Origin of the sequence: Eubacterium sp. An11 (assembly GCF_002161065.1) — a bacterium.
Taxonomy (GTDB): domain Bacteria; phylum Bacillota; class Clostridia; order Lachnospirales; family Lachnospiraceae; genus Anaerobutyricum; species Anaerobutyricum faecale.
Window position 1 is genome coordinate 17,726 of record NZ_NFLV01000023.1, and the last position, 13,677, is coordinate 31,402.

Below are 13,677 nucleotides of genomic sequence, written 5' to 3' on the forward strand. Positions count from 1 at the left end.
ACATTATTTCACACATCTCCTTCCGGTAAAAGGTAAATTGAGTTCTTCAAAAATGGTGCCTTCCATGAGAGCGTCTTCCGCTTTATATAAATTCCCCCAGCTTTGCCATGGAACGTAGGCCATGGCCAGAGGGAGTGAATCAACATTTTTTATGTCAGTCGGATGATGATGCTCGGAAAAAGTTTTTATTTCTTCCATGTCCGTCTCCTCTCGGATAATTTGTACAATATCAGTATATGAAAAAGCAGAGCAAATGCGACACGGGAAAAAGAGGATATCGGTTCGGGATGCAGAACAATGCTTGCATTTTTGAAAAAAAAGGTTACAATATATTAGATGTTTTGTAAACGTTTTAAAATGGAAAGGACTGAAAAACATGACAAAGATAGATATTATCTCCGGCTTCCTGGGAGCCGGAAAAACCACATTGATCAAGAAGCTCATCGCAGAGGCGCTGCAGGGCCAGAAAGTTGTGCTCATCGAAAATGAGTTTGGCGAGATTGGCATTGACGGGGGATTCCTCAAGGAGTCCGGCATCCAGATCAATGAGATGAACTCCGGCTGTATCTGCTGCTCTCTGGTGGGTGACTTTAACGCGGCCCTCAAAGATGTGCTGTCCCAGTATGAGCCGGACCGGATCATCATCGAGCCGTCGGGCGTCGGCAAGCTGTCCGATGTCATCAAAGCGGTGCAGAAAGTGGTTGACGGAGAAAATGTAGTGCTTGACAGCTACATCACTGTGGCGGACGTGAAACGTGCAAAAATGTATTTAAAGAACTTCGGTGAGTTCTACAAGAATCAGGTGCAGTACGCCAGCGCCATTATTTTAAGCCGTACCCAGGATGTGAAGGAAGACAAGCTGGAGAAGACCATTGAGTTGATCCGCACCCTCAACGACCGTTCCCCGATCGTCACCACGCCGTGGGAGGATATCACCGGCGGGCAGATCCTTGCCGTGATGGAAGGAAAGAATGATTTTGCCGAGGAACTGCTGCGGGAGGCAGAGATCTGTCCGGAATGCGGCCACCATCATCATGATGGAGAACACTGCCATCATGAAGACCATGACCATCATCATGAGCACCATGAAGATCACGACCACTGTCACCATGACGACCACGGACATGATCATGACCACTGTCACCATGACGACCATGACCATCATCATGAGCACCATGAAGATCATGACCACTGCGGTCATGACCATCATCACGGTCATGAAGGCCATCATCATGCCGATGAAGTATTTACCAGCTGGGGTAAGGAGACGCCGAAGAAGTTCACAGAAGAACAGGTGCGGGGAATCCTTGAGAAACTGGCCGATGAGGACAGCAGAGAGTACGGTATTATTTTGAGAGCCAAAGGGATCGTTCCGGATGAGGAAGGCAGATGGCTGCACTTTGATCTGGTTCCTGGTGAGGAAGAAGTACGGTACGGTTCCGCAGAGTACACAGGAAGAATCTGTGTCATCGGTTCTGAACTGAAAGAAGATAAGCTTATGGAGCTGTTTGGCTTATAGAATCTGACGGAGGATGCGTATGCCGGGAAAGAAAGAAATGGAGATTCCTGTTTATGTGTTCATGGGATTTCTGGAGAGCGGAAAGACCACATTTATTCAGGAAACACTGGAAGAAGATTATTTTAATAACGGAGAGAGAACACTCTTGTTTGCCTGCGAGGAGGGCATGGAAGAGTATGATGAAGATCTGCTGAAGAAGACCAACACGACCATCGTATATGTGGAGGAGGAAGAAGATTTCAATAAGGATTTCCTCATCAGTAAAGTGCTGCAGTATTACCCGGACCGGGTGATCATCGAATACAACGGTATGTGGTCGGTGGAGCGGATGCTCACGGAGATGGACAATACGCCGTTGTTGGTGTTCCAGACCATCGTCACGGTCAACGGAGAGACCTTTGATCTGTACATGAATAACATGCGCTCGCTGGCGGTGGAAATGTACAAGATTGCGGAAATGGTCATCATCAACCGATGCACGCCGGAGATGCCGCGGGCAACCTGGCGAAGGAGCATCAAGGCGGTGAACCGCCGGGTGCAGGTGCTCTTTGAATCCGTGGATGATGACGATATGGGAGAGGAAGATGATACTCTGCCATTTGATACCGAGGGCGATGAGATCCATCTGGAAGATGAGGATTACGGCATCTGGTTTGTGGATGCCATGGAACGGCCGGAGGTTTATAATGGAAAGACCATGGTCATGAAGACAAGAGTCTTTAAATCCATCCGTCTGCCGAAGGGCTGTTTTGTGCCGGGACGCCACGCCATGACGTGCTGTGCCGACGATATCCAGTTTATCGGATATCTGTGTCACACCAATCATGCCAAATCATCTACGATCAAATCGCTGAAGAATAAAATGTGGGTGAATCTGACAGCGGAAGTCCGCATTGAATATAATAAAGAATACGGAGAAGAAGGGCCGGTGCTTTACGCTAAAAGAGTGGAGGTGGCAGAGCCGCCGGAAGAGGAACTGGTTTACTTCTAAAAAGAGATAACAAAAGCGCGGCGGGAAATCCCGGCCGCGCTTTTTGTCACTGTTTTTTGGAAAAATATTCTTTGGTCAGCCGGAATACGGTGCCTGACAAGAGGAAGACAGCAATCAGATTCGGAATGACCATCATGCCGTTAAAGGTGTCGGCGATACTCCAGAGAAGACCCAGATCGACGGTGGCTCCCAGGATGGAAACCAGAGAGTAAACCACCAGGAACGGCCGTGTGCTTTTTGGCCCCAGCAGAAATTCGATACAGCGGGAGCCGTAGAGTCCCCAGCCGATGGTGGTGGAGAAAGCAAAGCAGCAAAGGGCGACTGCAGTAAAGATGGATACCCAGCTTCCGTAGGTGGAGGTGAATCCGGCGATGGTCAGTTCTGCTCCGGCGGCAGCGCCGTACTGGAAATCAATCTGGCTGCACAGGATGACAAGGGCAGTCAGCGTACAGATGACAATGGTGTCAGCGAATACTTCGAAGATGCCAAAAAGTCCCTGCTGTACCGGATGGGCCACGTCGGCGGTGGCGTGGGCGATGGACCCGGTTCCCAGCCCGGCTTCATTGGAGAAAATGCCTCTGGAAACGCCGCGTTTCATGCTGACAAACATGGAGCCCACTACGCCGCCGGTGACGGCGGACGGCTGAAAGGCGCCCCGGAAAATGGACGCAAGTACTGCCGGCAGGTGCTGAATATTTAAGAAAACGACGCCCAGTGACAGGACGATGTATAAAATGGCCATGAACGGCACCAGTTTCTCGGAAACCCGGCCGATGCGCTTAAGGCCACCCAGAAGGATCAGTGCCACAATGACGGCGATGACGATTCCAAGAATCAGATGGAATGTCGGCTGAAAATCCGCGGACATCAGATGGTAGTTGAGCAGCGCGGAGTCAATGGCGGCGGTGATGGTGTTGACCTGAGTGGCATTTCCGGTGCCGAACACCGTGAGGATTCCCAGGACGGAGAATAAAATAGCCAGCCAGTACCAACGGCGGGACAGCCCGTTTTTGATATAGTACATCGGTCCGCCGACCCACTCGCCCCGGCTGTTTTTCTCCCGGAAATGCACGGCGAGAGTCACCTCGGAAAATTTAGTGCACATGCCGAGCAGCGCGGACACCCACATCCAGAAGACTGCGCCGGGACCGCCGATGGCGATGGCGCCGGCGACTCCCGCGATGTTTCCCGTTCCCACGGTGCTGGCAAGAGCGGTACAGACTGCCTGGAAAGGCGTCAGGGAGCCTTCGGCGGATTCTTTTTTGTCGAAGACTTTGCCAATGGTATGTTTCAGAGCGTAGGGTAGTTTGCGGATCTGGATGAATCCGGTCCGGATGCTCAGATAGAGTCCGATGCCGATGATGCAGATCATGGCAGGGAGACCCCAGATGAAATTATTGACGGCAGTATTTACATTTTCAATAACAGATAACATAAAAACCTCCTTTGTTGTTGATAATATTTCTGTAAGCTTTTCTGTTGAAGATTTACAGGAATTTCACGATTTTTTTACAAAGCGCGGGTTCTAGTTTATCACAAAAAAAGAAGGAAGTGTACTGTAAATACAGAGATTGTATAAAAAATAATACAGGAATGGGTGACTTCTTCAGTAATTCCGTGGCAGACTTTATGAGAAATTCATTCTTGTCTTTTGTCAGAAAATGTACTATACTATCCACAATTGGATAATATAAATCAGGGGAGCTTATGAATAAGCTGAGAGTAAGGTTAGACCTTAGACCCTTTTAACCTGTTGGATAATGCCATCGTAGGAAGTATTTGTGATGTTTTTTGCGTCTGCATTATGCGGGCGCTTTTTTCTTTGATAAAAATTTCACTGTAATTTCCAAAAAATTTACTGATAAGAACAGGAGGAAAAGTAAGATGAACGCAAGTGTTGCAATTCAGGTTTTACCAAATGTACAGGATGAGGATGAAGTAATCCGCATCGTTGATGAAGTGATCGATTATATTAAATCCACAGGTCTTCATTATTATGTGGGACCGTGTGAGACATCCATTGAGGGCGATTATGACCAGCTCATGGAGATTGTAAAGAACTGTCAGATCGTGGCTGCAAAGGCCGGCTGTCAGGCAATGAATACTTATGTAAAGATTTCTTATAAGCCGGAAGGAGACGTGCTGACCATTGACAAAAAGGTTACAAAGCATCACCAGTAAACTGCCGGCGGCTGTGGCTCTGGCGCTGATCGTTCTGTTCTGGTTTGTGCTGAGTGAAACCGGCGTGGTGCCGGGCTACATGCTTCCGTCGCCGGTGGACGTGGTGAAGGCGCTGATCGGAGATTTTCCGATTATCATGGAACATGCGGGCGTGACGCTGCAGGAAGCCTTTTACGGTCTTGCCATCGGAATTATACTGGCTTTTATCACAGCGACGCTGATGGATCATTTTCTGATGCTCAACAGGGCTTTTTATCCAATTATGATCATCACCCAGACCATTCCGACCATCGCCATCGCGCCGGTACTGGTTTTGTGGATGGGATTTGGGATGGCTCCGAAAATTACCCTGGTGGTCATCACCACCTTTTTCCCGATCACGGTGGGACTTCTGGACGGCTATAAGAGCGTGGACAGAGACTCCGTTGACCTGATGCGGGCTATGGGAGCCACGAAGCTTCAGATCTTCTGGCATGTGAAGATTTCGGCGGCGATGCCGCAGTTTTTTGCCGGACTCAAGATTTCCGCCTCCTATGCCGTAGTAGGCGCGGTCATCTCCGAATGGCTGGGCGGTTTTGTGGGACTTGGCGTTTACATGACCAGGGTGAAACAGGCGTATGCCTTTGACAAAATGTTCGCTGTCATCATTTTTATCGTGGTCATCAGTCTGCTGCTGATGGCGGTGGTCAATGTGATACGGCGGGTATCCATGCCATGGCTGGCAGTGGAAGAAAGAGGAGAGAAAAATGAGAAAGAATAACTGGAAAAAAGCAGTATCTGTTGTACTGGGAACATCCCTGCTTCTGGGACTGACCGCCTGCGGCTCCGCCGGCAATGAGGCGTCTTCCACAGAGGGGAAGAAGGATCTGACAAAGATTACCTTCTGTCTGGACTGGACGCCGAACACCAATCATACAGGAATCTATGCGGCTGAGGCCCTCGGCTATTATGAGGATGCCGGACTGGATGTGGAGATCGTCCAGCCGCCGGAAAACGGAGCGGCGACCATGTGCGCTTCCGGACAGGCGCAGTTTGCCATCGAGGCGCAGGATACCATGGCGGCAGCCCTGGATTCCGATGAACCGCTGGGTATCACTGCTGTGGCAGCGGTGCTTCAGCACAATACTTCCGGTATCATTTCAAGGGCCGGCGAGGGGATCGACAGCCCGAAAGGACTGGAAGGCAAAACATATTCCACCTGGGAGTCCCCGATCGAACTGGCGACTCTGAAAACTGTGGTTGAAGAAGACGGGGGAGATTTCAGTAAAGTGACGCTGATTCCCAACGATATCACAGACGAGCCGGCAGCCCTGGAGGCGCACCAGACCGATGCCATCTGGATTTTCTATGGATGGGGCGGCGTCAACGCCGAAATCCGCGGCATGGATTTTGACTACTGGAACTTCCGGGACATTAATCCGGTATTCGACTACTACACACCGGTGATCATCGCCAACAACGATTTCCTGAAGGAATCTCCGGATACAGCCAAAGCATTTATGGAGGCCACAGCCAAAGGGTATGAATATGCGGTGGAGAATCCAAAGGAAGCAGCCGATATGCTTATGGAAGGAGACAATACCGGATCCCTTTCCGGCTCACAGGATCTGGTTTACGCCAGCCAGGACTGGATTTCCAAACAGTATGTGGCCGATGCGGACGCCTGGGGTGTCATTGATCAGGGCCGGTGGGACGCTTTCTACACCTGGTTATATGAAAATAAACTGACAGATAAGGATTTGACCGGTATCGGTTATTCCAACGATTATCTGCCGCAGTAAGGGAAGACGGCATGACAGTATTAAAAGCGGAACATATCACAAAACAATATAGTGGACGGACCATCATCGAGGATATCAATATCGATCTGAGAGAAGGAGAGCTGGTTTCTCTTTTAGGCGTGAGCGGCGCGGGCAAAACCACGCTGTTCCACGTCCTCTCCGGCCTGGTTCCCCCGGAAGAGGGGCGGGTGCTTCTCTCCGGCGAGGACATCACGGCAAAGCCGGGCAGAATCAGCTATATGATGCAGAAGGATCTGCTTCTGCCCCACAAAAAGATCATCGACAACGTATCCCTGCCGCTGGTGTTAAAGGGCGAGAAGAAAAAAGAAGCCAGACAAAAGGCGGAACCGCTTTTTGAGGAATTTGGACTGGAAGGGACCCAGTATCAGTATCCCAGCCAGCTTTCCGGCGGTATGAGACAGCGGGCAGCCCTTCTCCGGACCTATCTGTCATCCAACGGCGTGGCCCTGCTGGATGAGCCATTCAGCGCGTTGGACACCATCACGAAGTCCAGCATCCACCGCTGGTATCTGGACGTGATGGAGCATATTAAGCTGTCCACACTTTTTATCACCCATGATATCGACGAGGCGATCCTGCTCTCAGACCGTATCTACATCTTAAATGGAAAACCGGGCAGGATCACAGAAGAGATTGTCATTGAAGAAAAGAAACCGCGGCCGGCGGACTTTAATCTGACGGACACATTCTTTCGTTATAAAAAAGAGATCATCAGTAAGCTGGCACTGGACAGATCACAGGAGCAGCGGCCATAAATTGGGATTTGTAAAGGTGGTAACAGATTTCTCATATATCAGACGATGCCATTCGTTTTCATACAGTTCCTCCCGACTCGACCCTCACTCGGACTGCTGATGTTTTCTGATCAGCAGGGAGAAACCGCAAAGCGGTTTCGGCTGCGCCTTACAGGATGAAAAAAGGCCTGCTCCTCGTGTAAACACGAGAGATATCCCTTTTTTCATCCTGCTCCCTGCTTTCTCCAGGTCTTAGACAGTCCTCCCTCACAGCTCGCGGTCGGAAACTGTATGCACTCCGAATGGCATCTGTATATTGGAAAAATCTTTGTTCCACCTTTGCAAAAATCCTGTGCTACATTGATAAAACAGCCGGTTATGGCTACAGATGAATCAGCGGATACCAAAATTTACGGCCGCTTCTGTCTGGCATGAACCAGCAGAGCAAGCTGCACGGGCAGCGCTTCTGTCGGTTTGAATCAGGTATTTTTGTTATCATCGATGGACCACAGTCAAAAACTGCCACAATCTGTTGTTTCGCCAGGGTAGCCAGGATTCTTTGTAAATCTCTATGCACGTAGACTGCATTTGGAGAAGACGAGGTATTGATATGGTTTGACGACGACTGTGAGCGCAGGCTGCCACGAACAGCCGGATATCTTCATTATCAAATAGAATCTGTTGCTCTGCCAGCGTAGCACAGGATGTTTGTAAAGGTGGAACGAAGAGGATTTTCAATAGACAAATGACGTTTTGGACACATACGGCTTTCGACCGCGAGCTGTGAAGGAGGACGAACGGAATCGTTTGATACAGGTATCTTTGACAGTCCGACTGAGGGTCGAGCCGGGCGGATCCGTATGTGTCCTTGCGTCATTGTCTGTTTGATCAGAGAACTGTTGCAACCTTTACAAATCCCTATTTTTTCAATTCCTCAATCCAATGTTTCATTAGAGCATTTCCTTTTTTGTAAGACTCTTTTTCAAAATCTATATTCGATTAATTCAGTACAGTAATCCACATTGTATCAATTCCCTGTATGTTATTTTATAGAATATGAATCTTAAGCTATGCTGTCCATAGCAATGTCGCACCCCGTAAGAACTAGTAAAAATTTAGTACTTGACTATACATAGTACCTAGTATAATATAGTATTCACAAGAAAGCAGTAGCCACGGAAAGGAGTGGATGGATGAACGCACAATTTAAGAAAGGAGTTCTGGAGCTGATGGTCCTGGCGGCTGTTTCCAGCCGGGATATGTACGGCTATGAGCTGGTGGCGGAGGTTTCCAAGGTGGTCAATGTGAAGGAGGGGACTATTTATCCTATCTTGAAACGTCTGACCAACGAGCATTATTTTGAGACTTATCTCAGAGAATCCAGCGAAGGGCCGCCGCGGAAGTACTATCATTTGACAGCGGCGGGCATCATGCATCTGGATGAGACCAGGAAGGAATGGAAAGAATTTTGCCAGAATGTCAATGAATTTTTAAAGGAGCAGGGATATGAATAAGAAGGAATTTTTAGATGTGATGGAGAGAAGGCTCTCGGTGCTGGAGGCGCAGGAGAGGGAAGATATGCTTTCGGAATACGAGCAGCATATCGAATTGAAGATGAAAAGCGGGATGAGCGAGCAGGAGGCTATCGAAGATTTTGGCGATATCGACAGTCTTATTGCGGAGATTCTGGAGGCATACCACATTGACCCGTCCTATAAGGGGGTACAGAAAAAGGGCGCCGCGGAAGGAATCGGCAAAAAAGCCAGTGGAGTGTTTAGCAAATCAAAACAATCTTTGTCGAACTTCATGGAACAGCAGAAAGAAAAGCAGGAGCAGAGAATGGAGCAGAAAAGGGAAGAAGATAAAGAAAAGCCGTCGCGCTGGAAACGGCCGGAGGGTGTGTTTGAGAGCGGCAGAGGAAGTGAGACTGCGAAGGCGGTAGGAAGAAAAACTGCAGATATTATTAAGAAGATTCTCATTTTCTGTATCAAGGTACTGCTGGTACTGGTGATGCTGCCGGCGGTGGCCGCCACACTGTTTTCTCTGTTTGGATTCGGAGTGCTGGTGATACTTCTGCTGCAGGGGTATCCTCTGGTGGGCGCCACCCTGGTCATGCTTGGATGTATTTTAGGTTTTGGCGCCTTCAGCCTTTTTGTATTAACCTTTATCACCAGCAGATGGAGTAAAAGAAAGGATGTGGAAGCATGAGCGACGGAAAGGCAGCAAATAGCAGAAAGATGATGGATAACGGAAAGACAATGAATAAGAGGACAATAAAAAAGAACGAAAAGGGCATGGGCACAAGAAAGATGTTGGCCGTGGTGTTCTGCGCTGGTGCGCTCATATGCGGCGCTGGTGTGGGCATCAGTCTGGTGGAGTATTCTTCCTTTGAATTTCTCGGCGAGAAAAATATCGGCGGCAATGATGTGACGTCAAAGACCATCACGGAAGATCTTTACCGGGGAGCAAAAGGCAACGGTAAAGTATATATTCATTCTTATTACGGGGAAAATCAGCAGATGTCGCTGGAGACATCCAAGGATGTGCCGGAAGACCAGATTCAGTTCGTGGTGGAATATAACACAAATAATGTAAAAGATATTATTGTGGACCGGGAAGAGCTGGTAGGCAATGACCCGTATTATGATGGATATTATGATTCCTATTACGGAGATGTGTACGACGGAGGAACCTACAGTGAATACGCTGCCTATGAGGGCGACGAGACAGCCATGGAAGAGGGAACGACCGTACAGGCGGCGGATGCCCAGACGGACCAGTCTGGAGATACCCAGGCGGCTCAGCCGGAAAATACCCGGAACGGGCAGAAGGATCAGCCGCAGACCTATATCACTTATATGGTCAATGCGGTGATGAGTCAGGAGAGCGGACTGGAGGTATTCTTCACTTATAAAGATGAGATATTGCAAAATATAAAAGAAAAAAGATTTTATGAGTATGAATATCCGTCCATCACTTCTGTGAAAGTGCGGATTCATCCATCCAATAAAAAAATAGTTTCTTTGTATTAAAAAGAAGCTTGAGGCTTCGGGAAGAAAAGAGACGAAGCGGCACGAAAAAGTAAACCATGAAAAAAGGATACCCTGCCGGGAAATCAGCAGGGTATCCTTTTTGTATAGGCTGTTCATATTTTGATAAACGTTATGATCAGACTAATCTTTTAGTATTTCTTTTTGGTGTATTTTGGATCTGTCGGGTCGATCTTCGTGTTGCCCGGCAGCTTTCCTGTGGTATCATCCAGTGTAACTTTGCCGAAAGGTCCTTTGTCTTTGGAACGGAAAATGTTTACCCATACACGGGCCTTCGGGTTCGTCTTGGTCGCGATATCGTAGATTAATTTAGCGTTGACTGCCTGCATACGGATACAGCTGGTAGTCTGGTCAGTACCAAGATAATTATATCCGTTGTAATGGTTCGGAGAAATTAACTTGGTTGGGTCTGTGGTTGTATATAAGGTAGAGTGGAACCAGGAATCACTGCCCTTGATATGTACACCGTACTGATAGTAACGCCATGGGTTCGCCTTCTTGTAAATGAACCATCTGCGGGCGGAAGTCTTCTCCAGACGTCCTTTCTGTCCGGCACGGATCCTGGTACCGTTTTTGTAACGGGATGTAGAGCAGATGACCGTCTTTGCCGGGATGCAGTATTTCTTCTTCTTCTGATCATAAAGATAGAAGGTCAGATTGTGTGTAGTCAGATTGACTTCGATGGTCATTGGTTTCTGGATCCATTTGTTATATTTTCCTTTGTAGTTAAACAGGTTGGTGACCAGAACGCCGTTTGGTTTGAAGCGGTATTTGTATTTGGTGCTGCCGCCGCTGTAGCTCTTTAAGTACTTCCAGCCTTTGACAGCTTTTCCCTTTTTGAAATAATAGATTTTACCGTTGATCTTCTTCCAGCCGGTGTAATCACTCTGTAAAACGCCGTTCTTATAATAAAGACGGTTGATCACCTGCTGTTTGTTTGTGGTGGTAGTGGTTGTGGTCTCTTCCTGTGAAGCAGTATCGTCAGTGGCAGCAGATGCGTACACTGTGCCCAGAGAAGTGCTGAGCATGATTCCCGCAAGAAGACAGGCAGACGCTGTTTTTACGTGCAATTTCATAGTATCCTCCCTCTTTTGATGAAATGCTGCGGCTGCAGAAGACAGCCGGTTTACAGTTGCCCTGTGGCGGTACTTGGTACCATACTGTTTTGTAAGAAATAAAACATAAATGCGTCACAATTCTCCGGTGAAAATGATCAATGTGAAGAAAAAGTGACAGGATAATGTAAAAAATGTTAAGTATTTTATACCACAAGTTTATGACTGTAATATGATTGCGAATATTTTTCTACTTTATCCTTAAATGAAAGAAATGTCAAGAGAAGGTGAACATTTGGAAAAGTTTCCACAAGATTTTACCGATATGAAAGAAAAGGGACAGAAAAAACTTGCGATTTGTACAGCAGGTCATCAAGAAATTATGTCTGTTAATGTTTGACCCTTTCCTGTGCAAATGTTATAATTTAAACAGATTTATATGCTTTTTTATTCAGACGTGTGCTGCACGAAAGATGGCTGAATAGCAGGCAGGAAAGGATGGAAACGTATGAAGTTTGTAGCGGGTGTTGATATTGGCAATGCCACAACGGAAGTTGCTCTTGCCAGAATCGAGGGAAAAGATATACATTTTCTTGCCAGCGGTATCGGACCGACCACCGGTATCAAGGGTACATTGAAAAATATCAACGGCGTGTTCATGTCACTGAATAACGCCCTTAAAAAGGTAGGTCTTGAGTATTCAGATCTGGATGAGATCCGGATCAATGAGGCCGCACCGGTAATCGGAGATGTGGCCATGGAGACCATCTCCGAGACGATCATCACAGAGTCCACGGTGATCGGACATAATCCGAGCACACCGGGAGGAACAGGAATCGGCGTTGGAACTTCAGTCCTGGTCACTGAGCTTTCCAAGATCACAGAGGAGAAGGATGTCATCGTGGTGATCCCGTCCAGCGTGGATTTCGCTGAGGCGGCCCGCCTGATGAACGAGGCGAAGAAGAATGTGACGATCAAGGGAGCCATTGCCCAGACCGACGACGGTACGCTTATTACCAATCGTCTGGACAAAAAAGTACCGGTGATTGATGAGGTGACCATGATCGAGAAGGTTCCTCTGGGTATGGAGTGTGCCATCGAAGTGGCCCCGATCGGAAGTGTTGTATCGGTGCTGTCCAATCCATACGGAATCGCTACCTTATTTAATCTGTCTTCCGAGGAGACCAAGCGGGTCGTTCCGATTGCGCGGTCATTGATCGGAACTCGTTCCGGCGTGGTCATCAAGACACCGGAAGGCGATGTGAAGGAGCGGAGCATTAAGGCGGGAACGATCACCGTCATTGGCAGCAAAAAAGAAGTGGAAGTGGACGTTGACGAAGGAGCGGAAAGGATCATGGAAGGCATTGCATCCATCCCGGATATTGAGGATATCCAGGGCGAGGTGGGAACCAATGCCGGAAATATGCTGGACAAGGTGCGCCGGGTTATGGCGAACCTTACGGACAAGCACAAAAGAGATATCAAGATTCAGGATCTTCTGGCAGTGGATACCTTCAATCCTCAGAAGGTAAAAGGAGGCATTGCCGATGAATTTTCCCTGGAGAACGCTGTGGGTATCGCGGCTATGGTTAAGTCAGACCGCCTGCAGATGGAGATTATCGCCAGAGTTCTTTCTGAGAAGCTCAATGTGCCGGTTTACGTGGGCGGCGTGGAAGCAGACATGGCTATCAAGGGTGCGCTCACTACACCGGGAACCAGCACACCGCTGGCCATCGTGGATATGGGAGCCGGTTCCACCGACGCTTCTATCATCAACCGGGAAGGAAAGGTGAAGCTGATTCATCTTGCCGGCGCCGGTAACATGGTATCTCTTCTGATTCAGTCTGAGCTGGGACTGGACGACTTTGATCTGGCGGAAGATATCAAGAAGTACCCGCTGGCCCTGGTGGAGAGTCTGTTCCACATCCGTCATGAGGATGGCACTGCGCAGTTCTTTGACAAACCACTGGATACTTCCGTATTTGCCAAGGTGGTATTGGTAAAAGATGACGGAGAGCTTGTTCCGCTGGAAGGAATGGAATCCATGGAAAGAGTGCGCCAGGTACGTATGGAGGCCAAGAGAAAGGTCTTCGTGACCAATGCGGTTCGTTCCTTATCGAAGGTAAGCCCGACAGGCAATCCGAGAGATATTCAGTTTGTGGTTATGGTCGGCGGTTCAGCCCTCGACTTTGAGATCCCGAACATGGTAACAGACGCGCTGTCCGAGTATGAGATCGTTGCCGGACGAGGCAACATCCGTGGATGTGAAGGCCCGAGAAACGCGGTGGCGACAGGTCTTGCCCTCGCCTGTGTGGAAGAAGAGGAATAAGGATTGACCGCCGCAA

Annotated in this window: 14 protein-coding genes and 1 riboswitch; of the genes, 11 read left to right on the forward strand and 3 right to left on the reverse strand. The window is 48.5% G+C overall.

The genetic code is table 11. The features are described from left to right. Positions 1-3: 3 nt before the first annotated feature. Positions 4-198 (reverse strand): spore coat associated protein CotJA, encoded by a 195-nt coding sequence (locus B5E53_RS14165; RefSeq protein WP_087316155.1) that lies wholly within the window; start codon positions 196-198, stop codon positions 4-6. Positions 199-376: 178 nt separating this feature from the next. Here B5E53_RS14165 and B5E53_RS14170 point away from each other — a divergent pair, with 178 nt between their 5' ends. Next, a complete protein-coding gene (locus tag B5E53_RS14170) occupies positions 377-1,519 on the forward strand; it encodes a CobW family GTP-binding protein (protein ID WP_087316156.1) in 1,143 nt (380 codons plus the stop codon). A gap of 19 nt (positions 1,520-1,538) precedes the next feature. After that, positions 1,539-2,510 carry a GTP-binding protein gene (locus B5E53_RS14175; protein WP_087316158.1) on the forward strand — a complete coding sequence of 324 codons (972 nt, stop codon included), beginning with the start codon at positions 1,539-1,541 and terminating at the stop codon, positions 2,508-2,510. A gap of 46 nt (positions 2,511-2,556) precedes the next feature. Here the strand turns inward: B5E53_RS14175 and B5E53_RS14180 are convergent, their stop codons facing one another. Beyond that, the gene (locus tag B5E53_RS14180; protein WP_087316160.1) at positions 2,557-3,945 is read right to left on the reverse strand and encodes a sodium:alanine symporter family protein; all 1,389 of its coding nucleotides are present in this window, start codon (positions 3,943-3,945) and stop codon (positions 2,557-2,559) included. A gap of 252 nt (positions 3,946-4,197) precedes the next feature. Next, positions 4,198-4,303: riboswitch (TPP riboswitch) on the forward strand. Positions 4,304-4,394: 91 nt separating this feature from the next. Between B5E53_RS14180 and B5E53_RS14185 the strand changes: the two genes are divergently transcribed. The 7 genes from B5E53_RS14185 to B5E53_RS14215 all read left to right on the forward strand — a co-directional run bounded on the left by B5E53_RS14185 (position 4,395) and on the right by B5E53_RS14215 (position 10,259). Further along, entirely contained in the window at positions 4,395-4,691 is a 297-nt protein-coding gene (locus B5E53_RS14185) for a thiamine-binding protein (protein ID WP_087316162.1), read from the forward strand. After that, entirely contained in the window at positions 4,660-5,451 is a 792-nt protein-coding gene (locus B5E53_RS14190; RefSeq protein ID WP_087316164.1) for an ABC transporter permease, read from the forward strand. The genes B5E53_RS14185 and B5E53_RS14190 overlap by 32 nt, the downstream gene beginning before the upstream one ends. Continuing rightward, positions 5,438-6,472: an ABC transporter substrate-binding protein gene (locus B5E53_RS14195; RefSeq protein ID WP_087316166.1), complete on the forward strand. Its 1,035-nt coding sequence runs from the start codon at positions 5,438-5,440 to the stop codon at positions 6,470-6,472. Before B5E53_RS14190 ends, B5E53_RS14195 begins: the two co-directional genes overlap by 14 nt. Positions 6,473-6,483: 11 nt before the next feature. Next, positions 6,484-7,248 (forward strand): ABC transporter ATP-binding protein, encoded by a 765-nt coding sequence (locus B5E53_RS14200; protein ID WP_087316168.1) that lies wholly within the window; start codon positions 6,484-6,486, stop codon positions 7,246-7,248. 1,172 nt (positions 7,249-8,420) lie between these two features. Then, the gene (locus B5E53_RS14205) at positions 8,421-8,741 is read left to right on the forward strand and encodes a PadR family transcriptional regulator (RefSeq protein ID WP_087316170.1); all 321 of its coding nucleotides are present in this window, start codon (positions 8,421-8,423) and stop codon (positions 8,739-8,741) included. After that, positions 8,734-9,435: a DUF1700 domain-containing protein gene (locus tag B5E53_RS14210; RefSeq protein ID WP_087316172.1), complete on the forward strand. Its 702-nt coding sequence runs from the start codon at positions 8,734-8,736 to the stop codon at positions 9,433-9,435. Before B5E53_RS14205 ends, B5E53_RS14210 begins: the two co-directional genes overlap by 8 nt. After that, the gene (locus B5E53_RS14215) at positions 9,432-10,259 is read left to right on the forward strand and encodes a hypothetical protein (RefSeq protein WP_087316174.1); all 828 of its coding nucleotides are present in this window, start codon (positions 9,432-9,434) and stop codon (positions 10,257-10,259) included. Before B5E53_RS14210 ends, B5E53_RS14215 begins: the two co-directional genes overlap by 4 nt. Positions 10,260-10,408: 149 nt before the next feature. Here B5E53_RS14215 and B5E53_RS14220 read toward each other — a convergent pair whose 3' ends face one another. Continuing rightward, positions 10,409-11,353, reverse strand: coding sequence for a L,D-transpeptidase (locus tag B5E53_RS14220; RefSeq protein ID WP_087316176.1), 945 nt, complete (start codon positions 11,351-11,353; stop codon positions 10,409-10,411). A gap of 244 nt (positions 11,354-11,597) precedes the next feature. Here B5E53_RS14220 and B5E53_RS19995 point away from each other — a divergent pair, with 244 nt between their 5' ends. Both B5E53_RS19995 and B5E53_RS14225 read left to right on the forward strand, forming a co-directional pair. Further along, a complete protein-coding gene (locus B5E53_RS19995) occupies positions 11,598-11,732 on the forward strand; it encodes a hypothetical protein (protein WP_275532692.1) in 135 nt (44 codons plus the stop codon). A gap of 108 nt (positions 11,733-11,840) precedes the next feature. Further along, complete coding sequence (locus B5E53_RS14225; RefSeq protein WP_087316178.1) at positions 11,841-13,661, forward strand: diol dehydratase reactivase subunit alpha; 1,821 nt, start codon at positions 11,841-11,843, stop codon at positions 13,659-13,661. The last annotated feature ends 16 nt before the right edge of the window (positions 13,662-13,677 follow it).